Here is a 26,082-nt window from a genome sequence, read left to right as displayed (position 1 = left end):
AGCCGGCGGCTCTGCAGTGTGGGCGGGATACCGGTGTCACCGCCGGTGATAACACTGGCAAGCTTCAGAGCTTCCCGCGGCCAGCGACTGAGCGGCGGAGTGAAGAACCGGGGTCGATAGGGCCCCGCCCCCGCGCCGCCGGAGGCGGCGCAGAAGATATTGCGCTCTGAGCGAATCGGGGTGGTACCGGGAGTTCGGTGCCGCCCTGCTTCGTTAATGTTTGTGACAGCAACGAGCCGGCGAGAGAAGGCAGGTATCCGTGACAATCAACCAAGCCGAGGTCATGACAGCTCCGACCGCTGGGCTCAATCTCAGCGATTCTGTGTACGAGCGCCTGCTGCGTGAGCGCATCATCTTTCTCGGCACCCAGGTCGACGATGACATCGCGAACAAGATCTGCGCACAGATTCTGCTGCTGTCGGCGGAGGACCCCACCAAGGATATTTCGCTCTACATCAATTCGCCGGGTGGTTCGGTGAACGCCGGTATGGCGATCTACGACACCATGCAGTACGCCGAATGCGATATCGCGACCACCGCGATGGGCCTGGCCGCTTCCATGGGGCAGTTCCTGCTGACCGCGGGCGCGCCGGGTAAGCGTTTCGCGCTGCCGCACACCCGGATCATGATGCATCAGCCGTCGGCCGGTATCGGTGGTTCGGCCGCGGATATCGCGATCATGGCCGAGCAGTTCGCTTATACCAAGCGTGAGCTCAACGAGTTGCAGGCGATGCACACCGGTAAGCCGGTGGAGCAGATCAACGCCGACGCGGACCGTGACCGCTGGTTCACTCCCGACCAGGCGTTGGAGTACGGCTTCATCGACCGGGTGATCACCAATGCGCGCCAGGCGGGCGGCACCGGCAACTAGGGCGTCGCCGGCGAATCCGGGCCCGGGCCCGGCCGGTTCGCCGATCCGTTCAGCGGACAGCTCATTCATAGACTTGGAGACGAATATGCCCAATCCGATCGATCCCCGTGGCCTCGGCGGTACCGCTCCGGCGGGCGCGCAGTCGCGGTACATCCTGCCGTCGTTCATCGAGCATTCGAGTTTCGGCGTCAAGGAATCCAACCCGTACAACAAGCTGTTCGAGGAACGCATCATCTTTCTCGGCGTGCAGGTGGACGACGCGTCGGCGAACGACATCATGGCCCAGCTGCTGGTGCTCGAATCGCTGGATCCCGATCGCGACATCACGATGTACATCAATTCCCCGGGTGGTTCGTTCACCTCGCTGATGGCCATCTACGACACCATGCAGTACGTGCGTGCCGATGTCGCGACCGTCTGCCTCGGACAGGCGGCTTCGGCGGCGGCGGTGCTGCTGGCGGCCGGTACCCCGGGTAAGCGGGCCTGCCTGCCGAACGCGCGGGTGCTGATCCATCAGCCGTCGGTCGAGGGCGGTATCCAGGGGCAGGTGTCGGACCTGGAGATCCAGGCGGCCGAGATCGAGCGGATGCGCCGGTTGATGGAGACCACCCTGGCCCGGCACACCGGTAAGGAAGCCGATGTGATCCGCAAGGACACCGATCGCGACAAGATCCTGACGGCCGAGGAGGCCAAGGAGTACGGGATCATCGATACGGTGTTCGACTACCGCAAGCTCAGCGCCCAGAAGTGAGGCGTGTCCGGGTCCGGCGGGCCGTGTGAGCGGTACGCCGGACCGGCCGGGGCAGCGGTTCCCGGCCGAGGTGGATTACATGCGACGCGTCCCGACACACCCCGGGTGATGCGATGTCCGAGAAAACGTGCCGCGACGCGGTATCCGCGTGAATCCCCGCACAACCGCGACGAGAAACCTGCCCGAGTTGTCGACCTCCATCGCACACACCGGGTACGGTCAAACCCAGGGACCTTTGTTCCCGGTTGACAGCACCGCCCTTCGATCCGGGTGATCGAGCCGGATTTTCTCCACCGCAGGCGGCGGTCGGCTGGAAGCTGGACGGATGGTTGCACGCGAACAAGGAAGTAGGGACCCACGAGATGGCGCGCATCGGCGACGGCGGCGATCTGCTCAAATGCTCGTTCTGCGGAAAGAGCCAGAAGCAGGTCAAGAAGCTCATTGCGGGACCAGGGGTGTACATCTGCGACGAGTGCATCGATCTGTGCAACGAGATCATCGAGGAGGAGCTGGCCGAGTCCAGCGAGGTCAAACTCGATGAGTTGCCCAAACCCGCGGAGATCCGGGATTTCCTGGAGAACTACGTGATCGGGCAGGATACTGCCAAACGCACACTCGCGGTGGCGGTGTACAACCATTACAAGCGTATTCAGGCCGGGGACAAGGGTCGTGACGCGCGCGGGGAAAGCGTCGAGTTGGCGAAGTCCAATATTCTGATGCTCGGCCCCACCGGTTGCGGTAAGACCTATCTGGCGCAGACGCTGGCGAAAATGCTGAATGTGCCGTTCGCGATCGCCGATGCCACCGCGCTCACCGAAGCCGGTTATGTCGGTGAGGACGTCGAGAACATTCTCCTCAAACTCATCCAGGCCGCCGATTACGACGTCAAGCGCGCCGAGACCGGGATCATCTACATCGACGAGGTCGACAAGATCGCGCGTAAGAGCGAGAACCCGTCGATCACCCGCGATGTGTCCGGTGAGGGTGTGCAGCAGGCGCTGCTGAAGATCCTGGAGGGGACCCAGGCGAGTGTGCCGCCGCAGGGCGGGCGTAAGCATCCGCATCAGGAGTTCATCCAGATCGATACCACGAATGTGCTGTTCATCGTAGCGGGCGCGTTCGCCGGTCTGGAGAAGATCATCTCCGACCGTACGGGTCATCGCGGGATCGGGTTCGGCGCCGAAGTGCGGTCGAAGGCGGAGATCGATACGACCGACCATTTCTCCGAGGTGATGCCGGAGGATCTGATCAAGTTCGGTCTGATCCCCGAGTTCATCGGCCGGTTGCCGGTGGTGGCGTCGGTGACGAACCTGGACAAGGACTCCCTGGTGAAGATCCTGTCCGAACCCAAGAATGCCCTGGTGAAGCAGTACATCCGCCTGTTCGAGATGGACGGTGTGGATCTGGAGTTCACCCGGGACGCGCTCGAGGCCGTGGCCGATCAGGCCATTCTCCGTGGTACCGGCGCGCGTGGTCTGCGGGCCATCATGGAGGAAGTCCTACAGCAGGTGATGTTCGATATCCCGAGCCGCGACGATGTGGCCAAGGTGGTCGTCGACGCGGATACCGTGAACGACAATGTGCTGCCGACCATCGTGCCGCGCAAGCGGGAGCGTCCCGAGCGCCGCGACAAGTCGGCCTGACCGTCTTCGCAATCGTTCCGATGCCGGAACGGGGCCGGCCCGGCGCCGGCCCCCGGTAATCTCGGTGGCCCCTCGACATTCGTGCGATGTAGGAGCAGGTCATGGCGACACAGCTGCTTGCGCGGGATATCCGGTTCGAGCGGCGCAGTGATACGAGTACGCCCACGCGGTTCGACCGCGTGGGCGTACTGCTGTCCGCACTGGCGGCCGTGCTGTCGGCGATCCTGCTCACCGCGGGTCCGGCCGCCGCGACCGTGCGTGAGGTCAGTGTGACGCCGGACCTGAACGCCGGTATCCGGACCAACTACGGCACCGGTTGCAGCTACACCGTGCGGGCCTGGCTCAGCGAGACGGTGACCGAGGTGACCTTCCTGGACAACGGGGTCCCCTTCGCCACTGTGCCACCGGCCGGCGGTGGGCTCGCACTGGTGCACTGGGTGCCCGCCTACGAGGGTGACCACACCCTGCGGGCGGTTCAGCCGACCGGCGGTAACGACCAGGCGCCCTACGTGCAGGTGTTCGTCGGCCGCGGTGAGCACATCGGTTATGCGTGCTGGGTCATCTGAGCCGGGTCAGGACCACGGGACCCGGCACGAATCGGTGCTGAACCCCTGTGCGGTGATGCCCAGGGCGTGGTTGTTGCGGGCCCGGGAATTCTCCAGGGCGATCTGGTAGGTCAGTTCGACGACTTCCGCGCGGCCGAATCGCTTCTCCAGGTCGGCGACCTGTTCGTCGGTGACGGTCATCGGTGTCGCGGTCATGGCGTCGGCATAGGCGATGGCCGCGCGCTCGTCGTCGGTGTAGTGCGGTGAGGTCTCGTAGTCGGCGATGTGCTGGAGGCGGTCGATATCCAGGCCGTCCAGCCGCTGCAGCATGGTTCCGAAGTCGACGCACCACGAACAGCCGACGGTCCAGGCCGTGCGATAGACCGCGATCTCGCGGATATTGGCCGGCAGTTTCCGGGACACCTTCTCGGCGAGCATCTCGTGCACGCCACCGGCGACCAGCAGCCCGGTGTGGTGGGCGCCGACGGCGAAGGGTTCGGGGACTTCGCCGAACTGGCGCTTGGCGAACCAGTACAGCGCTCGGGTCAGCGGTCCGGCGTTCTCGGGGGCCACGGCGGGAATGCGGGAAGTGCTCATCGGTCTCCTCCTGAGTCTGGGTGTGTTGTCCCTGCAACTCGGACGAGACAGCGGCCCGCGGCGTGACGCGCCGGAGCGCCTACGGTGACGGCCGAGCGCACTCGTGCCCTGTGATCAGGCTATGCCGAGTGCGCGGTGGGTGCCAGGCCGAACGCCGTAGGCGCTCCGGAGCGTAGCGAGGTGGCGGCTCAGCGCAGTCGAGTCGCCGCCCCGCGGCTCATTCGGATTCGACGGACATATCGTCGGCGCTCCAGTAGGCGCGCATGCGGGTGATCCGGCCTTCGTCGTCGAATTCCATGACGTCGATCGGGCTCAGGGTCATCCGGTGCCCGCCGGCCTCGGTCACGAGAGTGAATACGAAGGCGGCGTGGTTTCCGGCGATTCGCACGGTCTCCGGGGCGAGGCTGGTCTTCCGCTCGAGGCTCGCGATCACGTCGTAGAACTCGCGGATGGCGTCGTGGCCCTGTTTGGGTTCGGTGCCGATCGGGTCCTCGATCACAGCGTCGGGGGCATAGAGATCGACGATATCCGCGGTCGGTCCCGCCCCGACCAGTTTCACGTACTGCTCGACTACGTCGCGGATCTCCCGTGCCATCACCACTCCTCCGAAATGAAACGTGTTCTAGGTTCGGGAGCGTAGCAGTTGTCGGTGCGTCCGGAATCGGAATCGGCGCGCGGGAGAATATCGAACTGTCCGCCCTCCACTGCGTTGTGGCGGGAAAATCCCAGGTAGAGACGCTGAACTTACAGGGCGGGCGGGTATCGCCGCTGACCCCTCGGTTCGCCGTTGAACCGCCGCCGTGCAGGTATGCGTCTGCTGAGAATTTCGCAACGAACGCTTCGAGTGTTACGTGTTCCAGGAACTCTCTCGCGCTCGATCCCGGTGACCGGGCAGCGGAGATCCGGGTGCCCCGGGAGAGGGAATCAGAAATCATTGCTATGACTGCAGGTCCGGACGGTGTGTCGATCGTTCGGTGTCGGTATTGTGATGTTGAATCGACCCGGTCAACCAGATGTTCGAGCGATGAGTGAAAGCGGAGGAGATATGGCACTGCCAACGATGACCGCAGAACAACGCACGGAGGCTCTGGCCAAAGCGGCGGCGGTGCGCAAGGCGCGCTCCGAACTGATCGGTCAGGTGAAAGACGGCAAAGTCTCTGTCGCCGACCTGCTGCGCAAGGCCGATAGTGATGAACTGGTCAAGAAGACGAAGGTGGTCGCCGTGATCAAGGCGCTGCCCGGGGTCGGCCCGGTGAAGGCCGCCAAGCTGATGGACCAGGCGGATATCCCGGAGGATCGCCGGATCGGCGGGCTGGGTGCCCGTCAGCGGGCGGCGCTGCTGGAGGCGCTGGCCAACTGAGGAGGGGGAGCGTCCGGCTCGGACGCTCCGAACTCCGGCCGTGGCCGAGCCGGTCGGTGAAACGACCGGCGTGGCCCGGCGGGCGGCGCTCCGAGGCCGCTCGACCCGATGGCAGGCGCTGATTCGGCGCATCGGTTCCGGGCGGTTCGCGGCCCGGATCGGGGGGAGTGTGGAGACCGTGACCGTATGGCCGTCCGCGAAGAACTCGACGCGTTCCTCGACGAGTACCAATCCACGCTGAGCGCCTACGACGCCGAGCGCACGGCCGCGCTGTGGGGGACTCCGGGGACCATTCTCGGCGACGATTTCGTCGGCGCACTGCATTCGCGCGAAGAGATGGCCCAGGGGCTGGCGCAGGCGCATCCCATTTATCAGATGCTCGGTCTGGCCCGTGTCGACCATACGGTGATCGAATACGCGGAGTTGACCGATGCGCTGATCCGCGCGCGGGTGCGCTGGCATTTCTACGACAGCGACGACGCGCTGCTGACCGATAGCGATTACGAGTATCTGCTGCGCCGAGACGACGAAGGATTGCGAACCTACGTCGCGGTCGCCATCGACGAGACGGAGAAATTGTCCCGGTTGGCAGCCGGCCGGGGCGTCCGGCTGCCGGGAATGTGAGCACCCTGTACTCCCGGCGCGAGCATGTGTCAGTCGCGCGGGGTGCCGCGTTCGGCGAGTAGTGCCGCTATTCCGTCGAGAATCCGTTCCGTTCCGAACTCGAGGGCCGCATCCCGCTGCGGTGTCCGCGCGTATTGCCCGGCGGGGGGTGGTGGGTCCGATATCGCCGCGATCAGCCGCGGAAAACGATCACCCGCCAATTCCAGTGCCGCGGCCATGGCGCCGGTGAATTCGTCTTCGGTGGCTCCCGGGCCCACGACCTGCTGTGCCAGGCTGCGCACATGGCCGTTCAGTACGACGAGCGTGTCCAGCCGCTCCGGTCCGGTCAGTTCGATATCGGCCACCGCCTCCAGGGCGGCCTCGGTCCAGCCCAGTTCGTTCGGGCCCATCGGTCGCGCTCCGGCCAGTAGTTCCATCACCCAGGGGTGGCGCCGGTAGCGCTCGAAGGTCAGCTGGGCCCAGGAGCGCAGTCCGCTGCGCCACGGCTGCGGGCCCGAGGTGTCGAGGGCGGGCAGGTCGCGCATGGCCTCTTCCACCATCAAGGCGGTGAGCTCGGCTTTTCCCGGAAGGTGGCGGTAGAGCGACATCTTCGTGTATCCGAGCCGATCGGCCAGCCGCTGCATGGAGAGAGCGGCCAGGCCTTCGGTATCGGCGAAATCGACCGCCGCGGCGACGATCGCGGACCGAGTGAGGGTGGGTTTGGGCCCCCGGGTGGGCCGGTGGTCGGTTCCCCAGAGCAGCTCCAGCACGGTCGGCGTCGCCATCGAATGCCTTTCGGAGATCGGTTGACGTGGAACTGTGTCTACCATACGCTGAATAGCGTCCATCGGAAACAGTTTCTGTTGGACGCAGATAATTGGATGGAGTTCGTCATGCAGAACCGCACCGTTCTCATCTCCGGCGCGAGCATCGCCGGCCCCGCACTCGCCTACTGGCTCGACCGCTATGGGTTCGATGTCACAGTGGTGGAGCGCGCCCCCGCCCTGCGGCCCGGCGGCCAGGCCGTCGACTTCACCGGGTCCGTACAACGCACGGTGCTGGAGCGGATGGGCGTCTACGACGAGATCCTCCGGTGCAGCACCGGGGCCACCGATATGGTCTTCCTGGACGCCGCGGGCCGGGAGCAGGCGCGGCTGTCCGGTGACTTCACCGGCGGCGATGTCGAGATCCTGCGCGGCGATCTCGCCCGGATCCTCTACGAGCGCACGGCCCGGCACTGCACCTATGTGTTCGGCGATTCGATCAGTGCGCTACGGGACACCGCCGCCGGGGTCGAGGTCGAATTCGAACACGGTCCGGCGCGCCGGTTCGACCTGGTGATCGGCGCGGACGGGATCCATTCCCGGGTCCGCCGCCTGGTATTCGGGCCGGAGGAGAAGTTCGTCCGGCATCGGGGTTACTACTACGCCATCGCCGGCGAACCGCTCGCCGGTGCAGGCGGGGAGGGGCCGCGCCGCCGGATGTCCTTTGCGTACAGCGCGCCGGGGCTGCTCGCCGTGCGCGGCGGCCCGAAAGCCCAGCACATGTATATGTTCGCCGCACCGGAACTCGGGTTCACCGACGAGGCCGATAAGCGCCGGGTGCTGGTCGAGCGATTCACCGGGATGGGTGCGGCGGTACCGGAGATGCTCGCCGAACTCCCGGAGTACGACGACTTCTATCTGGACGCGCTGGCCCGGGTGCGTATCCCCGGCTACGTATCGGGCCGGGTAGCGCTGGTCGGCGACAGCGCCTACGGGAACACCCTGGCCGGCTTCGGAACCGGTCTGGCGCTGGTGGGGGCCTACGTGCTGGCCGGTGAACTCGCCTCCGCCGCGGGCGATCACACCGCGGCCTTCGCCCGGTACGAGCAGATCATGCGCCGGTACGCGAAACTCGGGGGCAGCAGCAGTCCGGGACCGTTCCTGGCCCCGAAAACAGCCCTGGGCCTGCGTCTGCGCAACTGGTTCCTGGGGTCGCGCTGGTTCGACCTGATGGACAAGTTCGCCGGCGACGCGAAGGACGATATCGAGCTGATCGACTATGCCGGCGTAGTGGCGCGATAGCGGGCCGGAACATATCGCCGCGCGTGGCCGGTGCGAACCGGCGCGGCCGAAGTCACCCGGTGGCGGCGCAACCGCGTATCCGCTCCGGATGGCTGTAGATGTTCATCGTGTCGCCGCGGACGAAACCCGCCAGGGTGAGGCCGGACTCGTCGGCCAGGTCGACGGCCAGTGAACTGGGCGCCGAGACCGCGGCCAGTACGGGGATACCGGCCAGGACGGCCTTCTGTGCCAATTCGAACGAGGCGCGCCCACTCACCACGAGTACGAGATCGGAAGCCGGGATCCGGTTCTCGCGCAGGGCCCAGCCGATCACCTTGTCCACCGCATTGTGGCGGCCGATATCCTCACGGACCGCCAGCGCCTCGCCGGCCGTCGTGAACAGGCCCGCCGCGTGCAGACCACCGGTGGCGTCGAAAACCGACTGGTGGCTGCGCAATCGGTCCGGCAGCACCGCCAGCATCTCCGCATCGAGCAGCGGCTCCGGAGGCGGCAGGGGATAGCGGCTGCGCATCCGGATCTCGTCCAGCGCGGTGCGGCCGCAGAGACCGCAGGCGCCGGTCGTCAGAAAGGGACGGTCCGGCAGGACGATCGGGGCGTGCAGGCCCACATCCAGCACGTTGTAGGTGTTGCGGCCCTCGTCGTCGGTACCGGCGCAATAGCGGGCGCTGTGGATATCGGCTGCCCCGGCGATCAGGGTCTCACCGAAGAGGAAGCCGTGCACCAGGTCGATATCGTGGCCCGGGGTGCGCATGGTGACGGTGAGCGATTCGCCGCGGATCCGGATCTCGAGCGGCTCCTCGACAGCGAGTGTGTCGGGTCGGATGATCTCGCCGGACGGGGTGATACGCCGCATCCGGCGCCGCGCGGTGACTCTGCTCATCGGGCGCGATGGATATGACGTTCGAGCCGGACGGTGACGGCCTTGGATACCGGGGTGTTCGACCGCGCCGCCACATGGTCGAGGGGCACCAGCGGGTTCGTCTCGGGGTAGTAGGCGGCGGCGTTACCGCGGGGCGTCGAATAGGCCACCACCCGGAATCCCTCGACCCGCCGGTCGACGCCGTCGGTCCATTCCGAGACCAGATCGACCAGATCGCCGTCGTGGAAACCGAGTTCGGCGATATCCGCGGCGTTCACCAGGACCACTCGGCGGCCGTGGTGTACTCCGCGATAGCGATCGTCGAGACCGTAGATGGTGGTGTTGTACTGGTCGTGGCTGCGCAGGGTCTGCAGGATCAGCCGCCCCTCGGGTACCGGTACCCAGCTCAGCTCGTTCACCGCGAAATTGGCCTTCCCGGTGGCGGTCCGGAATTCGCGGGTATCGCGCGGCGGGTGCGGGAGTACGAAACCGTTGCGCTGCCGGACCCGGGCGTTGTAATCGGCGCAGCCCGGCACCACCCGGGCGATGGCATCGCGGATGCGGTCGTAGTCGCCGCGGAACTGCTCCCACGGCACCGGGTGGCCGGAGCCCAGCACCTCGCGGGCCAGTTCGCAGACGATCGCGACCTCGCTGCGCAGTTCCGGGCTCACCGGCTTCAACCGGCCGGTGGACAGATGCACCATCGACATCGAATCCTCCACCGAGACCTGCTGCCGCGCACCGTTCTGGATATCCAGGTCGGTGCGGCCCAGGGTGGGCAGGATCAAGGCGGTGGCCCCGTGGACGATATGGCTGCGGTTGAGTTTGGTGGAGACCTGCACGGTCAACGCGCAACCGCGCAGGGCCGCTTCGGTGACCGCGGTATCGGGCGTGGCGGACACGAAATTGCCGCCCATCCCGAAGAAGACACGGGCCCGGCCGTCGCGCAGTGCCCGGATCGCGGCGACGGTGTCGTAACCGTGCGCCCGCGGGCTGGTGATCCCGAATTCCCGATCGAGCGCGCCGAGGAAGGATTCGGGAACCTGTTCCCAGATACCCATGGTGCGGTCGCCCTGCACATTGGAATGCCCGCGGACCGGGCACAGGCCCGCGCCCGGTTTCCCGATCATGCCGCGGGCCAGGAGCAGATTCGCGGCCTCCTCGATGGTGGCCACCGCGTGGGTGTGCTGGGTGAGCCCCATGGCCCAGCACACGATGGTGCTCTTCGAACCGGCCAGGAGAGCGGCGGTACGTTCCAGTTCGTCGCGGGACAGCCCGGTCGCGGTGACGACCGTATCGAGGTCGACCGCGCGGATATGCCGTTCGTAGTCGGCGAATCCCGCGGTGCGGCCGTCGATGAAATCGCGGTCCAGTACGGTGCCCGGCGCCCGGTCCTCCGCCTCGAACAGTAATTTCGCCAGACCCTGGAACAGCGCCATATCGCCGCCCAGCCGGATCTGCAGGAAATCGTCGGCGATATCCACCCCGGTGGTGAGGCCCCGTACGGACTGCGGGTCGCGGAAACCGATCAGCCCGGTTTCGGGCAGCGGGTTGATCGCGACGATCCGCGCGCCCGCCTTCTTGGCATCGGCGAGCGCGCTGAGCATCCGCGGATGATTGGTGCCCGGGTTCTGGCCGGCGATCAGGATCAGATCGGCGGCCGCGAAATCGTCGATGGTCACCGAACCCTTGCCGATACCGATCGAACCGGTGAGCGCGGTGCCCGAGGATTCGTGACACATATTGCTGCAGTCGGGCAGATTGTTGGTCCCGAAGCTGCGGACCAGCAGCTGGTAGAGGAACGCCGTCTCGTTGGCGGTCCGGCCCGAGGTGTAGAACACGGCCTGGTCGGGCGATTCCAGCACGCGCAGCTCATCGGCGATGAGCCGGTAGGCGTCGTCCCAGGAGATCGGGGAGTAGTGGGTATCGCCCGGGCGCAGCACCATCGGATGGGTGAGCCGCCCCTGGCGGCCCAGCCAGTAGCCGGACCGGTCGGCGAGATCGTCGATCGAATACCGGGCGAAGAACTCGGGCCCCACCGTATCGAGCGTCGCCTCCTCGGCGACGGCCTTCGCGCCGTTCTCACAGAACTCGGCGGGCCGGCGGTGACCGGTGGGCTCCGGCCAGGCGCAGCCCGGACAGTCGAACCCGTGCACTTGATTGACCCGGGCCAGGGTCCGGGCGGTGCGGACGACACCCATATCGGACACCGCGCGCCGCAATGCCACGGCAACCGCGGTGACCCCCGCCGCCTGCTCCTTCGGCGGAGTGACGGTCAGTTCGGACTCGTCGATATCGTCGGTCGGGGCGTCGCGGTGCATACCGCCATTGTGCGCGCGTCACCGAATGTACAGAGAGGCGGCCACCGGTCGGCTGCGGTGTGGTGGGAGTGCCCGACCAGTTCAGGAGGCAAGTCCTGATGGGCGCGGACCGGTGCGATGGGCCCGCACGGACCCGGAACCGGCCGGATGGGTCCGGGGCTCACGGCTGTTGCTTCTCACCCGGAAGCCGGCCCGCGTAGCGACGGAGCGGTCGAGGAATCCTGCCGGGTTCTCCGGATCATGCCCACCGTCGTCCACTTCGTAGGGCCGGCCTCCAAGGGCGTAAGTGCCCCGCTCCCGGAACGGCGCCGCGAGGGAGCGCGCGGCGACCGAGGGTATGCAGCCATCCGTCCGGGGCAGGACACCCATGGAGCACTGCCGAGGGCGGAAGGCAGTGACCGGTTCGGCCGGCGGGTGGTAGTCGTAGGCCTACCGAACCGGGCGCACCACTTGCCGGTACCGGCCGCGCCGCCCTTCCGAATGTCTGCTCCGAATGTCTGCCTTGGTGGGTGGGGCCCGCCCCGGTTCTGGAGCGACAGAGCGAAGGAGCGCAGCGACTGAGCGGCGGAGTGAAGAACCGGGGTTGATAGGGCCCCGCCCCGCGCTGCCGGAGGCGGCGCCGAGATTGCCGGCTAATAGGGCCCCGACCCCGCGCCGCCGGAGGCTGCGCCGTCGACACTGTAGGTGAGGACCTGTTCGCTGATGCGGATCCGGCCGCCGGGTGGAAGTTCGGTCGGTGACTGACTGATCCGGGTCCAGCGGGGTTCGCCCGGAGTGGAGACGAAAGTACCGGCCGCGGTGCCGGCATCGCGCAGGAAGACCTTCCCGGAATCCACGGACAGGTAGGCGTGTACCCGGGAGATGTGCCGGTCGCGCTGGAGGACCAGCGGGGCGGCGGTTTTGCGGCGTACCGATTCGTCCACCGAGGGGCCGCGGCCGATGACGTAGGGGCGGTCGAGCGGATAGGCGGTACCGTCCTCGGCCACCAGGGTGGGTGAGGTGGGATGCTGTGGCTCGACGGTGTGCGCGGGGGTGTGCAGATGTGGCCGCGCCGATTCCTTGCGCAGGCGGATCGGCTTGGCTTCGGCGCGCATCGGGGCCGGTGCCGCCGACCAGGCCCGGGTGCCGGGCAGCGGCTCGGGGGCGGGCGCTTCGGCCGGTCCGGTACGTGGGCCGGACGGCGATTCGGGTTCCGGTTCGCTCGCGGCCAGTCCGGCCGGAGCGGTGGCGACGGGTTCGTAGGAGGCCGCCGCTTTCGCCGGTGTGGCGGGGCGATTCGGGTTCTTGTTGTTCCGGCGTACCGCCGCCTTGATGACGAAACCGCCGCCGGGGACGACGCCGGCGCGTAGATCAGTCCGTGGATACGGCGTGACCCGGCCGTCTGCTCCGGGGCCGACGGTCAGCGTCCGCACCGGGTCGCGCACGATCTCGTCCACCCAGGTGAACGCGCGGGCGCCGACGAGCCGCCGGGAGCCCTCCGCACCGGAGATCATCGCCGAGACCGGGCCGCGCAGTAGTACCAGAGTGCCGTCGGCAGTGGGCGCGACCAGTCCGAACGGTGGTGGTTCGGAACCGGTACCGAAGACGACGGCCGCGAGCCGCTGCGCGATGGCCGCACCCGGATGTTCGGCGTCCGCTACGGCTTCGACCGCGCCGAGTATCCGCTCGGTGGAGGCGTTGGCCCCCACGAGATAGATCACGACATCACCGAATCGCGCGACCAGGCCCTCGCCCGGTGCGATCCCGATAGTGGACGTATCAACGCGCACCCGCGGCTCCTTCCTGGCGCACTACCGGATCCAGCATAGATGCGAATCCGTTACCCGTCGTATGAGATGGTTGCGACGGATCGCCGGGCAGGAACGCCGGGGCGTCCGCGTCACCGGGATCAGGAAGAGGGACCTCATGCCGATCAGCGCCTTGGACGAGCGCACCGCACTGGTCGTCGTCGATCTGCAGAACGGTGTGCTGTTCCGGCCGGTCGCACCGGAGCCGGTGGCGGCGGTCGTGCGCCGCAGTGTCGAACTGGCGGCAGCGTTCCGGGCGGCGGGGTTGCCGGTGGTGCTGGTGCGGATGACCGCAGCCGGGGTGGATGCCACGCCGGGGCGTACCGATATGTCCGCGGTGGCCCGGCAGCAGCCCGCGCCGCCGGCCGGTTGGGACGAGATACTTCCCGAGCTGGCCGGTGACGACCGCGATGTCGTCGTCACCAAACGCACCTGGGGTGCGTTCCACGGCACCGACCTGGATCTGCGGTTGCGCCGCCGCGGGATCACCCAGTTGGTGCTCACGGGTATCGCGACCAGTCTCGGTGTCGAATCCACCGCGCGGTCCGCGCACGAACACGGTTACCACGTAACCCTCGCGGTCGACGCGATGACCGATATCCGTGCCGAATCCCACACCAACAGTGTCGAACGCATCTTTCCGCTGATCGGTGAGACCGGGACCGCCGCCGAAATATTGGAATCGCTCCGCAGCACTGGGCGCGGTGCGGCATGATTCGCGCGGCCGGGGCCGGAGATATCCCGGTGCTGCAGGAGGTCGAGGTACGGGCGGGCGAACCGTTCGCCGCGGTGGGCATGGACGCGATCGCCGGTGACGAGCCGTTGCCGGCCGAGGTGCTGGGTGGGTTCGTCCTGGACGGTCGCGCCTGGGTCTGGGAGGACGACGGCCGGGGCCCGGTGGGTTATCTGATCGCGAGCGTCGTGGACGGGAACGCGCATATCGACCAGGTTTCGGTACTACCCGAATACCGTGGGGCGGGAATCGGCCGCCGGCTGATAGACCACGCGGTGCGCTGGGCCGCCGGCCGGCGGCTGCCTGCGATAACGCTCACCACTTTCACCGAGGTCCCGTGGAACGGGCCCTACTACCGGCGACTGGGTTTCCGCTATCTCGATCCGGCCGCGGAGACGCCGCAGTTGCACGCGTTGCGGGCGGCCGAGATCGCGCACGGTCTCGATCGCTGGCCCCGTTCCTGTATGTGGGCCGCTGTCGAGACCTGGGAATACGCCTAGGTCACCGCGTGGCCTCGGCCACCGCGGCTTCGGCGGCGGCCAGGGCAGCCGCCCGGTCGGCCGGGACCAGACCGAGGCGGGTGCGGCGGTCCAGGAGATCGGCGGCGTCGAGGGCGCCCTCTTGTTCGAGCGACCAGACGAACTCCGCGGCCAGCACATCCGCGCCGGGCGCGACCGGTCCGGCCAGTCCGGGGTTCGCGGCGGCCAGCGTAACGATCGCGGGGGCCTCGGCGCCGTACCGCTCGATGAGCAGCTGGGGCGCGGCGATCCGGTCCCGGGCGACTCCGCCGACCGCGCCGGTCAGCGGGAGGTCGCGGGTCCGGCAGGGGCCCGCGTGCAGTCCGCCGTGTGCGACGGCCGCGTCGACGGCGTCCTGGGCCATCTTGCGGTAGGTGGTGAGTTTGCCGCCGACCACGGTCACCAGCCCGTTGCGCGCGGTGAGGACAGCGTGTTCCCGCGAGATATCGGCGGTACTGTCGTCTGCCGTGCGCAGTAGGGGCCGCAGTCCGGCGTAGCTGCCGCGGATATCGGTGTGGGTCAGGGGGATCCGCAGCACCGTGTTGACGGTGTCGAGCAGGAAATCGATCTCGGCGCCGGTGGGCCGCGGCTCGTCGGGTACCGGCCCGGGGGCGTCCTCGTCGGTCAAGCCCAGGTAGACCCGCCCGTGTGGGGCCGGCAGGGCGAAGATGAAGCGGCCGACGGAGCCGGGTACCGGTACGGTCAGCGCCGCGGTGAGCCCGCCGAAGGCTGCGGCGTCGAAGACCAGGTGGGTGCCCCGGCTGGGGCGCAGTTCGATACCGGTGTCCACCTGATCCGCCCAGACGCCGGTCGCGTTCACCACCGCGGTGGCGCGCACATCGAGGGTTTCGCCGGTCAGGGTGTCGCGGAGCAGAGCCCGGTCTCCGGTGGCCTCTTCGGCGGCGACCCGGGTCAGTACGGTCGCGCCGTGAGCGGCCGCGGTGCGCGCCAGGGCGACCACGAGCCGCGCGTCGTCGACGAGTTGCCCGTCCCAGGCCTGCAGGCCGCCGCGCAGCCCGTGCTGCCGCACGGTCGGCGCCAGTCGCAACGCTTCGGCCCGGGTCACCCGCCGGGACCGCGGTAGCAGCGCGCCCGGGGTACCCGCGCCCGCGCGCAGGGCGTCGCCGGCCAGGAAACCCGCACGGATCAGGGCGCGGGTGGACAACCCGATCTCCGGGAGCAGGGGCACCAGTTGCGGTAGCGGGCGCACCAGGTGGGGGGCGGTGCGGCGTAGCAGGATTCCGCGCTCCACCGCGCTCTCGTGCGCGATCCCGACCTTTCCGCTCGCCAGGTAGCGCAGCCCACCGTGTACCAGTTTCGAGCTCCACCGGCTGGTCCCGTGGGCGAGATCGTGGCGTTCCACCAGCACGGTGCGCAGTCCGCGAGTGGCCGCGTCGAGCGCGACTCCGGCGCCGGTCACCCCACCGCCGATCACCAGCAGATCGATGGCCGGATCGTCGCCGAGGGCGGTGAGTTCACGACGCCGGCGATACGCGTTCAACGCGGGTCCCGAAACGGGGAAAGGGTTCTCGGCCATCTGGTTCTCGGCCCGGCGTCCCGCCGCGAGGGCGGGGAGGACGGTCGCGGACCGCCGGGGCGCCGGGCGCTACTCCTTCCTGGACGGTGGGATCACGGGGCGAGATAGCTGTCGAGGGCGTACCGCAGTTCGGTGTCGAGGGCGGGACCGTCGAGCAGATGGGTGACCGTAGCGGCCGACTGCACCGCGGATTGGGTGATCAGCAGGGCCATGGCGGCCAGCCGATCGGGTTCGCCGGCTCGTACCGAACCGTCTTCCTGGCCCGCCCGGATCTGTGTGGTGAACAGTTCGAGCAGTTGCCGCTGGTTGCGGCCCAGCCGGCCGAATACGTAGGTGAGCATGAGATCGGTGTCGGTGCGGAAGATCTTGCCGAACAGCGGGTTCGATCGGACCTCGGCGGCGCCGGTCACCACACCGGTGACCAGCCGGTCGCGCGCGAGCCCGCCCCTTGGTACGGCGGCGGCGATGATCGCCTGTAGTTCGCGTACGAGCAATTCGGCGACCAGGGTGCGGCTGTCGGCCCAGCGCCGGTAGACGGTGGGCCGGCTGACACCGGCACGGCGGGCGACCTCGGTGAGCGTGGTGCGCCGGACGCCGAATTCCGCCACGCAATCGCGGGCCGCGTCGAGAATCGTCTGCTCGACGGGCGCGCTGCCGGGGTCCGGGGTGGCTGCGCCGGTGGACACGGACTCGACCTCATCTCCGCTTCGGGTTACTGCTTGACACTACATGTCAAACTGTAACGCATGACCAGTGAGCAAGGCGAACGTGAGGTGAACTCGGCGCCGAGCGCGCGGCGGCCGGATATGGTGTGGGACGCCTGGGGCGTCGCCGCCGGGCACAAACCGCTGCCCGAGCAGATCCGGGGCCTGCTGACGCAGGTGTTCGGGGTCGCCGAGACGCCGGTGTCACGTCGTGATGAGGGCGATGTGCCGCTCCGGCCGTCCGTGCTGACCCCGGAACGGCGGGCCGGTCTGGTGGAGATCGTCGGGCGCGGCCACCTCTCCACCGAACCGGTCGACCGGTTGCGGCACGCCGGCGGCAAGAGCACGCCCGACCTGCTGCGACGACGCGATCCGGCCCCGCAGGACGCGCCGGATGTCGTGGTCCTGCCGGCCGATCACCACGAAGTGGCGGCCGTACTCGCCTACTGCTCGGACCAGGGCATCGCCGTGGTTCCCTTCGGCGGTGGCACCAGTGTGGTCGGCGGCCTCGACCCGGTTCGTGGCGGATTCGATACCGTGATCGCCTTGGACCTGCGCCGGCTCGACGCGCTGCTGGACTGCGATCCGGTCTCCGGTACCGGGACCTTCGGGGCCGGTGTCACCGGACCGCGTGCCGAACAGTTGCTCGCCGAGCACGGGCTCTCACTCGGTCATTTCCCGCAGAGTTTCGAATTCGCCAGTATCGGTGGGTTCGCCGCGACCCGGTCCTCGGGTCAGGCCTCCGCGGGATACGGCCGGTTCGACGATATGGTCCAGCGGATCCGGGTGGCCACACCCACCGGCGATCTGCTGCTCGGCCGGGCGCCGGCCTCGGCCGCCGGACCGGATCTGCGTGAACTGTTCGTGGGTTCCGAAGGCGCCTTGGGCGTCCTCACCGAAGTGACGGTCCGGGTCCATCCGGTACCGGAGACGACCACTCATATGGCCTGGTCCTTCCCGGATTTCGAAACCGGGGCGGCCGCATTGCGCGCGGTCGTGCAGACAGGTGCGGCGCCCACGGTGCTGCGCTTGTCCGATGAAGTTGAAACCGGGTTGAATCTGGCCCGAGCCGGGAATGTCGGCGGGGCATCGGTTTCCGGCTGTCTCGCGGTGACGACCTTCGAGGGCACCGCCGCGCATACCGCGGCCCGCGGCGCCGAGGCCGGGGCGCTGCTGCGCGCCGCCGGCGGTACCGAACTCGGTCCCGATCCGGCCCGTGAGTGGCAGCACGGTCGTTTCGCGGCGCCCTATCTGCGCGATGCGCTGCTGGACGCCGGGGTGCTGTGCGAAACGCTGGAGACCGCGACCACCTGGGGCGCGCTGGCCGATCTGAAGGCGAGAGTCACCACCGCCCTCACCGATTCGCTGACCGCCCAGGGCGCACCGGCGCTGGTGATGTGCCATATCTCGCATACCTACCCGACGGGTGCCTCGCTGTACTTCACCGTCGTCGCCGCATCGCTCGCGGACCCGATCACCCAGTGGCGGGCCGCGAAAACGGCCGCCGGTGATGCCATCGCCGCCGCCGGCGCCACCATCACCCACCATCACGCCGTGGGCGCCGACCACCGGGCCTGGATGCCCGCCGAAATCGGCGACCTGGGGATCCGGGTGCTGCGCGCGGTGAAACGCGAGATCGACCCGGCCGGGATCCTCAACCCTGGCAAACTGCTGCCATGACTCGCGCCGCGGATCCCCGGGAAGTGCGCACAGTCGCCGTGGTGACCAACCCTGCCTCCGGCCAGGGCCGGGCGCGCGAGGCCGCCCGGATCGTCGTCGACCGGCTCACCGGCGCGGGAGTCCGAGTCGCCGAGATCCACGCGCCCTCCGCCGCGCGGACCCGCGAGCAGGTGCGCGAGGTGGTGACCGGCCAGGCACCCGACGCGGTCGTCTGCGTCGGTGGGGACGGGCTGGTCAATACGATCCTGGATCCACTGGCGCATTCGGGCGTCCCGTTGGCACTGGTCCCCGCGGGTACCGGCAATGATCTGGCGCGGGAACTGGGTATCGCGGACGATCCGGGCCGCGCCGCGGAACTGGTCCGGTTCGGGCGGGTCCGCACCATCGATCTGGGCCGGCTGGAACCCGCCGGGCACGACCCGATGTGGTTCGCCACCGTGATGTGCACCGGCTTCGACGCCCGGGTCACCCTGCGCGCCAACCGGATGCGATATCCGCGGGGCCGCTCCCGCTATACCTTCGCCGCGGTCGCCGAGATCGCGCGCGGTATCGCCGTGCCCTACCGGATCGCTCTGGGTGGGCCGGCGGCGGAGGTGATCACCACCGACGCGCTGCTGGTCGCGGTGGGCAACACCACCACCTACGGCGGCGGGATGCTCATCTGCCCGGACGCCCGGTGCGACGACGGACTACTGGACGTGACTGTCGTCGGCAAGGTTTCGCATCTGGAGATGTTGCGGATTCTGCCCGCGCTGTCGGCGGGTAAACGGATCGAGCATTCCGCGGTGGCCCAGTACCGCGCCGAATCCTTGAGTGTGAGTGCCCCGGGTGCCCCGGCCACCGCCGACGGCGAACCCGCGGGCGGGCTACCGCTGACCGCGCGCGCCGAACCCGGGGCACTCACCGTGTTGGTTCCCTGACTTCGGGGTCAGGCGGCGAACCGCACCCGTAGCCGGTCGACACCGTCGCGGTCGAGCACCACGAGCGAGGCGGGCGCCGGTCGCGGCCCCGTCCCGGTCTCCAGTCGTCGCAGCATCCGTTTCCAGCGCCATACGTGCCAGTTGAACGACAGTCGCCCGACCCGGCGGCCCCGCGCATGCTGTCCGGCACGGGCGACGGTCGCCGGAACGTCGAGCAGCACCATATGCAGTTCGCGCCCGTGCCGGACGGCCCAGCGGGTGAGCATCCGGCGCGTGAAACCGATGGTGCCGCAATCGTGGATCACCACCGGACCGCGGTGATCGCGCAGCGCTACCCAGATCCGGCCGAAGTGCACGATATGTACTACCGGCCGCCACATCGGGTAGGGCAGCCAGGCCAGCCGCCGCCGCCACGAGTTGCGGGCGTGGATGGAATCGAGCACCACCGAACGGTCGGGGCCCGGTATCGCGTGTTCGGCGTCGGGATCGGAACCGAACAGCCGCCGTAGCGCGGTGCTCTTGCCCGCGCCGGGGATTCCGGCGAACAGCACGGCCGCGCTCGCCGGGTACCGCAGCTCCCGTGTCGACCGGCCCCGTAGGTCGTCGACGGCCCGCGGGTGGACGATTTCCGAATCCGATTCGGGGAAGATGGATTCCGCGGGGTTCAACGGTATGGAGTCGAGCGGGGGGTTCACCCCGTCCAGGGTCCCCAGTCGAGCCGAATTCGGCAAGATTGTCGTCTTTGTCCGTTGAAGGTCACAGTATTCGGCCGGGTCCGTCCACTGCGGCGAGCCGAGGGCGGACCTGAGAATTCCGGTGCTCAAGCTGAGAATTGCTTATGGATTGGGAGCGCGGCCCGGGATCGGCGGTAGTCTTACTCGTGTAGGCGGAGTCTTCGGTGTCCCTCATCCACCGAAGGCTCCGTCTCTTCGTTTCCAAGGGTCTTTTTCCGCGGCGGGACGCGGTGGCAGGCCCGGCACCCACCTTCGGGCGGCCGGCATCCGGACCGCCGGATCCGGGGAGTGCGGCCACCGAGCCGAGGCGGGAAGAGCCCGGGTGCCCGGGGCCGCGCCGCCCGGATCTGCCGCGGCACCGCCCTCCGACACGGCCCCGCGGCGCCGGAGGCGATCCCGTAGCCACTAGAATCGCGGCGTGACCAGCGCAGCCCCTGACAACACGCGTAATCGTGCCGACGACCTCCCCAAGAGCTGGAATCCCGGCGAAGTAGAGGCCGACCTGTACGAGCGCTGGGTAGCCGCCGGTTACTTCGCTGCCGACCCGCGCAGTTCCGCGCCCGCGTATTCGATCGTGCTGCCGCCGCCCAATGTCACCGGCACGCTGCATATGGGCCATGCGCTCGATCACACGCTGATGGACACCCTGGCGCGGCGTAAGCGTATGCAGGGTTACGAGGTGCTGTGGTTGCCCGGGATGGACCACGCGGGTATCGCCACGCAGACCGTGGTGGAGAAACAGCTCGCCGTGGACGGTAAGACCAAAGAGGAGTTCGGCCGCGAACTGTTCGTGCAGAAGGTCTGGGACTGGAAGCGCGAGTCCGGTGGCGCGATCCAGTGGCAGATGCGGGCCCTCGGCGACAGTGTGGACTGGTCGCGGGATCGGTTCACCATGGACGAGGGACTGTCGCGCGCGGTCCAGACGATCTTCAAACGCCTCTACGAGGCCGGTCTGATCTACCGGGCGGAACGCCTGGTGAACTGGTCGCCGGAACTGCGCACCGCCATCTCCGATATCGAGGTCAAGTACGAGGACGTCGAAGGTGAACTGGTGTCGCTGCGGTACGGGTCGCTCGACGATTCCGAACCGCATGTGGTGGTCGCCACCACCCGGGTGGAGACCATGCTCGGTGACACCGCGGTCGCGGTGCATCCGGAGGACCCGCGGTACCGGGCGCTGATCGGTACCACCCTGGAACATCCGATCACCGGGCGGCAGATCCCGATCGTCGCCGACGACTATGTCGATCCCGAGTTCGGTTCCGGCGCGGTGAAGATCACCCCGGCCCACGATCCGAACGACTTCGAGATGGGCCTGCGGCACAACCTGCCGATGCCCACGATCATGGACGAACGCGGCCGGATCGCCGATACCGGTACCGAATTCGACGGGATGGACCGCTTCGAAGCGCGGGTCAAGATTCGTGAACGCCTCGCCACCGAGGGCCGGATCGTCGCCGAGAAACGGCCCTACCTGCACAGTGTCGGTCATTCCGAACGGAGCGGCGAGCCGATCGAACCGCGGCTGTCCATGCAGTGGTGGGTGAAGGTCGAATCGCTGGCGAAGGCGGCGGGCGACGCGGTCCGCAACGGCGATACCGTGATCCATCCGCCGAGCCAGGAGCCACGCTGGTTCGACTGGGTCGACGATATGCACGACTGGTGCATATCGCGGCAGCTGTGGTGGGGGCACCGGATCCCGATCTGGTACGGGCCCGAGGGCGAGATCGTGTGCGTCGGTCCCGACGAGCAGGCGCCCGAGGGGTGGGTGCAGGATCCCGATGTCCTCGACACCTGGTTCTCCTCCGGGCTGTGGCCGTTCTCGACCATGGGCTGGCCGGACGCCACTCCGGAACTGGCCAAGTTCTATCCGACCAGTGTGCTGGTCACCGGCTACGACATCCTGTTCTTCTGGGTCGCGCGGATGATGATGTTCGGCACCTTCGTCGCCGACGACCCGGCGCTGACCACCGGTAAGGACGGCGCGTACCAGGTCCCGTTCCGGGATGTGTTCCTGCACGGCCTGATCCGTGATCAGTTCGGCAAGAAGATGTCGAAGTCGCGGGGTAACGGGATCGACCCGCTGGACTGGATCGCCGACTACGGCGCGGACGCGCTGCGCTTCACCCTGGCCCGCGGTGCCCAGCCCGGCGGCGACCTCTCGGTGGGCGAACCGCACGCGCTCGCCTCGCGCAGCTTCGTGACCAAGCTGTTCAACGCGACCAAGTTCGCGCTCATGAACGGTGCCCGGCCGGGGACGGTGCCCGCCCGGGAAACGCTGACCGACGCCGACCGCTGGATCGTCGACCGGTTCGACGAAGTGCTCGGCGAGGTGGACACCGCGTTCGACGCCTACGAGTTCGGCAAGGCCTGCGAGGCGCTGTACCACTTCGCCTGGGACGAACTCTGCGACTGGTACCTGGAACTGTCCAAGGTCCAGTTCGCCGAGAGCGAGGAGCGGGCCGAATCCACCCGGGTCGTGCTCGGATCGGTGCTGGACTCGGTGCTGCGGTTGCTGCACCCGGTGATCCCGTTCGTCACCGAATCGCTGTGGCGGGCGCTGACCGGAGCGGAATCGGTGGTCGTGTCCGCGTGGCCGGTGCGCACCGGGACACCGGCCGATACCGGCGCCGCGCAACGTATCGCCGATCTGCAGCGGCTGGTCACCGAGATCCGCCGGTTCCGCAGCGATCAGGGTTTGAACGATAAGCAGAAGGTCGCGGCCCGGGTGCTCGGCCTGGACACGGCGGGTCTGGAGCATCTCCATCCCGAAGTGGGCACACTGGGCCGGCTCACCGAACCGGGCGCGGATTTCGCGGCCACCGCTTCGGTGGAAGTGCGGTTGAGCGGTACCACGGTCACCGTCGAGGTCGATACCTCGGGCACCGTGGATCTCGCGGCCGAGCGGCGCCGTCTGGAGAAGGATCTGGCGGCCGCGCAGAAGGAGCTGGCGGGAACCGAGGCGAAACTCGGGAACGAGGCCTTCCTGGCCAAGGCGCCCGAACCGGTAGTGGACAAGATCCGCGGGCGGCGCGAGGTCGCCGCGGCCGAGGTGGCGCGGATCGGATCCCGGCTGGCCGAGCTGAGCGGCAAGTGAACGCCCACGGCGACAACGACGAGCCCGAGCCGCTGCACGGCGGCGCTCGGCTCGGTACCGGACCGTCGCCGGTGGAGCTGGCGGAGATGGCGCTGGTCGAGGCCGAACTCGACCAGCGGTGGCCGGAAACGAAGATCGAACCGTCGCTGACCCGGATCTCCACCCTGATGGATGTGCTGGGTTCGCCGCAGCGCGGCTTCCCGGCCATCCATATCGCGGGCACCAACGGTAAGACGTCGGTGACGCGGATGATCGACTCGCTGCTCACCGCCCTGCACCGCCGGACCGGACGGCTCACCAGCCCGCATCTGCAACTGGCCACCGAGCGGATCAGTATCGACAACCGGCCGATCTCACCGGCCCGCTATGTCGAGCTGTACCGGGAGATGCAGCCCTATATCGAGATGATCGATGCCCAGTCGGCGACCGCGGGCGGTCCGGCGATGAGCAAGTTCGAGGTGCTCACCGCCATGGCCTACGCGGCGTTCGCGGAGGCGCCGGTGGACGTGGCGGTCGTGGAGACCGGGATGGGCGGTAGCTGGGACGCGACCAATGTGATCGACGCGCAGGTCGCCGTCATCACCCCCATCGGTCTCGATCACACCGACTATCTGGGCCCCGATCTCACCTCCATCGCCGGTGAGAAGGCCGGGATCATCAAACGGGCCCCCGAAGCACTGGTTCCCACCGATACTGTCGCGATCATCGCCGAGCAGGACCCGGAGGCATTGGAGGTACTGCTGCGCCGGGCCGTCGAGGTCGACGCCGCGGTGGCGCGGGCCGGTTCGGAATTCCAGGTGCTGAGCCGCCGGATCGCCGTGGGCGGGCAACAGCTGGAACTGCAGGGGCTGGGCGGGGTCTACGACGAGATCTTCCTGCCGCTGCACGGCGAACACCAGGCGCACAACGCGGCGCTCGCGCTGGCCGCGGTGGAGGCGTTCTTCGGGGCCGGGGCGCAGCGGCAGCTCGATATCGACGCGATCCGCGCCGGTTTCGCCGACGTCACCAGCCCCGGTCGTCTCGAGCGGATGCGTAACGCGCCCACTCTCTTCATCGACGCCGCCCATAACCCGGCCGGTGCCGCCGCGCTCGCCGCGACGCTGACCGCCGAATTCGATTTCCGCAAACTGGTCGGGGTCGTCGCGGTCCTGGCCGACAAGGATATCGCCGGTATCCTCACCGCACTCGAACCGGTGTTCGACGAGATCGTCGTGACGACCAACGGGTCCCCCCGCGCCCTGCCGGTGGACCAGCTCGCCGATCTCGCCGTCCAGCGCTTCGGCGACGAACGCGTCGTCACCGCCGACTCGCTACCCGATGCACTGGAAACGGCCGTCGCGCTGGCCGAGGAGGTCGGTGAGGCGGGCGAGATGGTGTCCGGCGCGGGTGTGGTGGTCACCGGGTCGGTGGTGACGGCCGGCGCCGCGCGAGCCCTGTTCGGGAAGGACCCGGCCTGATGCCTCCGGCCCCAGGCGACGCCGACGATGCCGACGATGCGGAGCCGATGATGAGGAACAGCATGAGTGAGCCCGAAGTATCCGGCCCCGCGGCGGCATCCGGCCCCGAGGCGACCGTCCCGGCCCCGCCCGACCCCTGGAAGGGGCTGCGGGGTGTGATGGCGGGTGCCCTGGTGCTCGAGGCGATCACCGTGCTGCTGGCGCTGCCGGTCGTCGCCGATATCGCCGGCGGCGTCACCTGGGTCTCGGGGACCTATCTCGTGGTGCTGGCGCTGGTGATGATCGCGGGCGCGGGACTGCAGCGCCGCTCCTGGGCGATACCGTTCAATCTGGGCTTACAGGTGCCCGTGCTGATCGGTGGGGTGTTCCATCTCTCGATCGCGATCATCGGCGTCGTCTTCCTCGTGGTCTGGGCCTTCATCCTCGTGCTGCGAGCGGATGTGAAACGACGGCTCGAGGCGGGCACTCTGCCCAGTCAGCGCTTCCCCGGCGGTTCCTGACCGCGGTGTCCGGGTCGGGCGCGCCAGAGTTACGAGTACCCCGTCGGACGAACCTGGTCAGGGGTACCGCCGACTGCCGCGCGGTCGTGTGCGGACTGCGGTTGGGCCTTGTCCGGCGGCGCCCATTAGGCTGACCGCGTGACAGAGCAGACGTTGATTCTGATCAAACCGGACGGTGTGGCCCGCGGCTACGTCGGCGAAGTGCTGAACCGGATCGAGCGCAAGGGTCTCACCATCGCGGCCCTCGAGCTGAAACAGGTGACCGAGGAAGTGGCCGCCGCCCACTACGCCGAGCACGCGGAGAAGCCGTTCTACGGCTCGCTGATCGAGTTCATCACCTCCGGTCCGGTCGTCGCCGCTGTACTGGAGGGGCCGCGCGCCATCGCCGCCTTCCGGCAGCTGGCCGGTGGTACCGACCCGGTGGAGAAGGCCGCTCCCGGCAGCATCCGTGGTGACCTCGGTCTCGAGACCCAGTACAACCTGGTTCACGGATCGGACTCGCCCGAGGCCGCCAAGCGCGAAATCTCCCTCTGGTTCCCCGAATTCCCCCTCTGATCACCGTCCGGCACCGGGCCGCCCGGACCCGTGCGAGTGCCTTGCGCGGCGCCACGGCGAACACCTGGCGCACGGTGTGGGATACTGGTACATGGTTGCGCCCACAGTGGGTGCGGCCGGATGACACACTGCGGAACGATGCCGCCATCGCTGCCGCGGACGTACAGCCGGATACGTGGGCTGCGTCTGCCCGGCGCGCTGGACGAGGGCTCGTACCGCGGAGTTCAGCCATATGCCAGGCGCC

The 26,082-nt window shown here is 68.3% G+C and carries 24 protein-coding genes; 15 read left to right on the top strand and 9 right to left on the bottom strand.

The annotated features are described in order from the left end of the window. The first annotated feature begins 283 nt into the window (after positions 1–283). The 4 genes from ACWEWT_RS31060 (at position 284) to ACWEWT_RS31045 (ending at position 3,831) form a co-directional block, all read left to right on the top strand. Positions 284–871, top strand: a complete 588-nt coding sequence (locus ACWEWT_RS31060) for an ATP-dependent Clp protease proteolytic subunit (protein WP_449903441.1) — start codon at positions 284–286, stop codon at positions 869–871. A gap of 85 nt (positions 872–956) precedes the next feature. Then, positions 957–1,622: an ATP-dependent Clp protease proteolytic subunit gene (locus ACWEWT_RS31055; RefSeq protein ID WP_452564323.1), complete on the top strand. Its 666-nt coding sequence runs from the start codon at positions 957–959 to the stop codon at positions 1,620–1,622. 362 nt (positions 1,623–1,984) lie between these two features. Continuing rightward, positions 1,985–3,265, top strand: coding sequence for an ATP-dependent Clp protease ATP-binding subunit ClpX (gene clpX, locus ACWEWT_RS31050; RefSeq protein WP_058856531.1), 1,281 nt, complete (start codon positions 1,985–1,987; stop codon positions 3,263–3,265). Between the two features lie 101 nt (positions 3,266–3,366). Next, positions 3,367–3,831 (top strand): hypothetical protein, encoded by a 465-nt coding sequence (locus tag ACWEWT_RS31045; protein ID WP_452564322.1) that lies wholly within the window; start codon positions 3,367–3,369, stop codon positions 3,829–3,831. A 6-nt stretch (positions 3,832–3,837) separates the two neighbouring features. On the opposite strand, the gene ACWEWT_RS31040 is transcribed toward ACWEWT_RS31045, so the two are convergent. Beyond that, positions 3,838–4,407, bottom strand: coding sequence for a carboxymuconolactone decarboxylase family protein (locus tag ACWEWT_RS31040; protein WP_452564321.1), 570 nt, complete (start codon positions 4,405–4,407; stop codon positions 3,838–3,840). A gap of 217 nt (positions 4,408–4,624) precedes the next feature. Further along, positions 4,625–5,002, bottom strand: coding sequence for a nuclear transport factor 2 family protein (locus ACWEWT_RS31035; protein ID WP_452564320.1), 378 nt, complete (start codon positions 5,000–5,002; stop codon positions 4,625–4,627). 450 nt (positions 5,003–5,452) lie between these two features. Between ACWEWT_RS31035 and mihF the strand changes: the two genes are divergently transcribed. Together mihF and ACWEWT_RS31025 are read left to right on the top strand one after the other, a co-directional pair. Further along, positions 5,453–5,767: an integration host factor, actinobacterial type gene (gene mihF / locus ACWEWT_RS31030; RefSeq protein WP_030523251.1), complete on the top strand. Its 315-nt coding sequence runs from the start codon at positions 5,453–5,455 to the stop codon at positions 5,765–5,767. A 186-nt stretch (positions 5,768–5,953) separates the two neighbouring features. Beyond that, entirely contained in the window at positions 5,954–6,391 is a 438-nt protein-coding gene (locus tag ACWEWT_RS31025) for a hypothetical protein (protein WP_452564319.1), read from the top strand. A gap of 29 nt (positions 6,392–6,420) precedes the next feature. On the opposite strand, the gene ACWEWT_RS31020 is transcribed toward ACWEWT_RS31025, so the two are convergent. Then, entirely contained in the window at positions 6,421–7,155 is a 735-nt protein-coding gene (locus tag ACWEWT_RS31020) for a TetR/AcrR family transcriptional regulator (protein WP_452564318.1), read from the bottom strand. A 108-nt stretch (positions 7,156–7,263) separates the two neighbouring features. Here ACWEWT_RS31020 and ACWEWT_RS31015 point away from each other — a divergent pair, with 108 nt between their 5' ends. Further along, a complete protein-coding gene (locus ACWEWT_RS31015) occupies positions 7,264–8,436 on the top strand; it encodes an FAD-dependent monooxygenase (protein ID WP_452564317.1) in 1,173 nt (390 codons plus the stop codon). A 52-nt stretch (positions 8,437–8,488) separates the two neighbouring features. Here the strand turns inward: ACWEWT_RS31015 and fdhD are convergent, their stop codons facing one another. The 3 genes from fdhD to ACWEWT_RS31000 form a co-directional block, all read right to left on the bottom strand. Then, entirely contained in the window at positions 8,489–9,316 is an 828-nt protein-coding gene (fdhD, locus tag ACWEWT_RS31010; RefSeq protein ID WP_452564316.1) for a formate dehydrogenase accessory sulfurtransferase FdhD, read from the bottom strand. Then, entirely contained in the window at positions 9,313–11,616 is a 2,304-nt protein-coding gene (locus ACWEWT_RS31005) for an FdhF/YdeP family oxidoreductase (protein WP_452564314.1), read from the bottom strand. The genes fdhD and ACWEWT_RS31005 overlap by 4 nt, the downstream gene beginning before the upstream one ends. 632 nt (positions 11,617–12,248) lie before the next feature. Beyond that, on the bottom strand, positions 12,249–13,385 hold the full coding sequence (locus tag ACWEWT_RS31000; protein WP_452564312.1) for an FHA domain-containing protein: 1,137 nt from the start codon (positions 13,383–13,385) through the stop codon (positions 12,249–12,251). A 136-nt stretch (positions 13,386–13,521) separates the two neighbouring features. Here ACWEWT_RS31000 and ACWEWT_RS30995 point away from each other — a divergent pair, with 136 nt between their 5' ends. Further along, complete coding sequence (locus tag ACWEWT_RS30995; protein ID WP_452564310.1) at positions 13,522–14,118, top strand: isochorismatase family protein; 597 nt, start codon at positions 13,522–13,524, stop codon at positions 14,116–14,118. Next, positions 14,115–14,636, top strand: a complete 522-nt coding sequence (locus ACWEWT_RS30990; protein WP_452564308.1) for a GNAT family N-acetyltransferase — start codon at positions 14,115–14,117, stop codon at positions 14,634–14,636. Before ACWEWT_RS30995 ends, ACWEWT_RS30990 begins: the two co-directional genes overlap by 4 nt. 1 nt (position 14,637) lies before the next feature. Here the strand turns inward: ACWEWT_RS30990 and ACWEWT_RS30985 are convergent, their stop codons facing one another. Together ACWEWT_RS30985 and ACWEWT_RS30980 are read right to left on the bottom strand one after the other, a co-directional pair. After that, on the bottom strand, positions 14,638–16,191 hold the full coding sequence (locus ACWEWT_RS30985) for a glycerol-3-phosphate dehydrogenase/oxidase (RefSeq protein WP_452564307.1): 1,554 nt from the start codon (positions 16,189–16,191) through the stop codon (positions 14,638–14,640). Between the two features lie 92 nt (positions 16,192–16,283). Then, positions 16,284–16,877: a TetR/AcrR family transcriptional regulator gene (locus ACWEWT_RS30980; protein WP_452564306.1), complete on the bottom strand. Its 594-nt coding sequence runs from the start codon at positions 16,875–16,877 to the stop codon at positions 16,284–16,286. Positions 16,878–16,997: 120 nt separating this feature from the next. Here ACWEWT_RS30980 and ACWEWT_RS30975 point away from each other — a divergent pair, with 120 nt between their 5' ends. Then, on the top strand, positions 16,998–18,575 hold the full coding sequence (locus ACWEWT_RS30975) for an FAD-binding oxidoreductase (RefSeq protein ID WP_452564331.1): 1,578 nt from the start codon (positions 16,998–17,000) through the stop codon (positions 18,573–18,575). Continuing rightward, the gene (locus tag ACWEWT_RS30970) at positions 18,572–19,495 is read left to right on the top strand and encodes a diacylglycerol kinase family protein (protein WP_452564305.1); all 924 of its coding nucleotides are present in this window, start codon (positions 18,572–18,574) and stop codon (positions 19,493–19,495) included. The genes ACWEWT_RS30975 and ACWEWT_RS30970 overlap by 4 nt, the downstream gene beginning before the upstream one ends. Positions 19,496–19,503: 8 nt before the next feature. Here ACWEWT_RS30970 and ACWEWT_RS30965 read toward each other — a convergent pair whose 3' ends face one another. Then, positions 19,504–20,190 (bottom strand): AAA family ATPase, encoded by a 687-nt coding sequence (locus tag ACWEWT_RS30965; RefSeq protein ID WP_452564304.1) that lies wholly within the window; start codon positions 20,188–20,190, stop codon positions 19,504–19,506. A 457-nt stretch (positions 20,191–20,647) separates the two neighbouring features. Here ACWEWT_RS30965 and ACWEWT_RS30960 point away from each other — a divergent pair, with 457 nt between their 5' ends. The 4 genes from ACWEWT_RS30960 to ndk all read left to right on the top strand — a co-directional run bounded on the left by ACWEWT_RS30960 (position 20,648) and on the right by ndk (position 25,838). Further along, positions 20,648–23,326, top strand: coding sequence for a valine--tRNA ligase (locus ACWEWT_RS30960; protein ID WP_452564303.1), 2,679 nt, complete (start codon positions 20,648–20,650; stop codon positions 23,324–23,326). Between the two features lie 32 nt (positions 23,327–23,358). Then, on the top strand, positions 23,359–24,783 hold the full coding sequence (gene folC / locus ACWEWT_RS30955) for a bifunctional tetrahydrofolate synthase/dihydrofolate synthase (protein ID WP_452564330.1): 1,425 nt from the start codon (positions 23,359–23,361) through the stop codon (positions 24,781–24,783). Positions 24,784–24,845: 62 nt separating this feature from the next. Beyond that, entirely contained in the window at positions 24,846–25,283 is a 438-nt protein-coding gene (locus ACWEWT_RS30950) for a DUF4233 domain-containing protein (RefSeq protein ID WP_452564301.1), read from the top strand. 138 nt (positions 25,284–25,421) lie between these two features. Then, a complete protein-coding gene (ndk, locus tag ACWEWT_RS30945) occupies positions 25,422–25,838 on the top strand; it encodes a nucleoside-diphosphate kinase (protein ID WP_452564300.1) in 417 nt (138 codons plus the stop codon). Positions 25,839–26,082 lie beyond the last annotated feature (244 nt).

The sequence above is a fragment of the Nocardia sp. NPDC003963 genome, from assembly GCF_053605105.1.
The sequence above is the reverse complement of the archived record's forward strand: the minus strand, read 5'-3'. Positions and strand labels throughout refer to the sequence as shown.

Coding starts and splice junctions, on each gene's coding strand:
- ACWEWT_RS31060 (WP_449903441.1), top strand. CDS start 284: ATGACAGCTCCGACCGCTGGGCTCAATCTCAGCGATTCTGTGTACGAG.
- ACWEWT_RS31045 (WP_452564322.1), top strand. CDS start 3,367: ATGGCGACACAGCTGCTTGCGCGGGATATCCGGTTCGAGCGGCGCAGT.
- ACWEWT_RS30975 (WP_452564331.1), top strand. CDS start 16,998: ATGGTGTGGGACGCCTGGGGCGTCGCCGCCGGGCACAAACCGCTGCCC.
- ACWEWT_RS31055 (WP_452564323.1), top strand. CDS start 957: ATGCCCAATCCGATCGATCCCCGTGGCCTCGGCGGTACCGCTCCGGCG.
- ACWEWT_RS30985 (WP_452564307.1), bottom strand. CDS start 16,191: ATGGCCGAGAACCCTTTCCCCGTTTCGGGACCCGCGTTGAACGCGTAT.
- ACWEWT_RS31040 (WP_452564321.1), bottom strand. CDS start 4,407: ATGAGCACTTCCCGCATTCCCGCCGTGGCCCCCGAGAACGCCGGACCG.
- ACWEWT_RS31035 (WP_452564320.1), bottom strand. CDS start 5,002: ATGGCACGGGAGATCCGCGACGTAGTCGAGCAGTACGTGAAACTGGTC.
- ACWEWT_RS30970 (WP_452564305.1), top strand. CDS start 18,572: ATGACTCGCGCCGCGGATCCCCGGGAAGTGCGCACAGTCGCCGTGGTG.
- mihF (WP_030523251.1), top strand. CDS start 5,453: ATGGCACTGCCAACGATGACCGCAGAACAACGCACGGAGGCTCTGGCC.
- ACWEWT_RS31015 (WP_452564317.1), top strand. CDS start 7,264: ATGCAGAACCGCACCGTTCTCATCTCCGGCGCGAGCATCGCCGGCCCC.
- ACWEWT_RS30950 (WP_452564301.1), top strand. CDS start 24,846: ATGAGTGAGCCCGAAGTATCCGGCCCCGCGGCGGCATCCGGCCCCGAG.
- ACWEWT_RS31005 (WP_452564314.1), bottom strand. CDS start 11,616: ATGCACCGCGACGCCCCGACCGACGATATCGACGAGTCCGAACTGACC.
- ACWEWT_RS30995 (WP_452564310.1), top strand. CDS start 13,522: ATGCCGATCAGCGCCTTGGACGAGCGCACCGCACTGGTCGTCGTCGAT.
- ACWEWT_RS30990 (WP_452564308.1), top strand. CDS start 14,115: ATGATTCGCGCGGCCGGGGCCGGAGATATCCCGGTGCTGCAGGAGGTC.
- ACWEWT_RS31025 (WP_452564319.1), top strand. CDS start 5,954: ATGGCCGTCCGCGAAGAACTCGACGCGTTCCTCGACGAGTACCAATCC.
- fdhD (WP_452564316.1), bottom strand. CDS start 9,316: ATGAGCAGAGTCACCGCGCGGCGCCGGATGCGGCGTATCACCCCGTCC.
- clpX (WP_058856531.1), top strand. CDS start 1,985: ATGGCGCGCATCGGCGACGGCGGCGATCTGCTCAAATGCTCGTTCTGC.
- ACWEWT_RS31020 (WP_452564318.1), bottom strand. CDS start 7,155: ATGGCGACGCCGACCGTGCTGGAGCTGCTCTGGGGAACCGACCACCGG.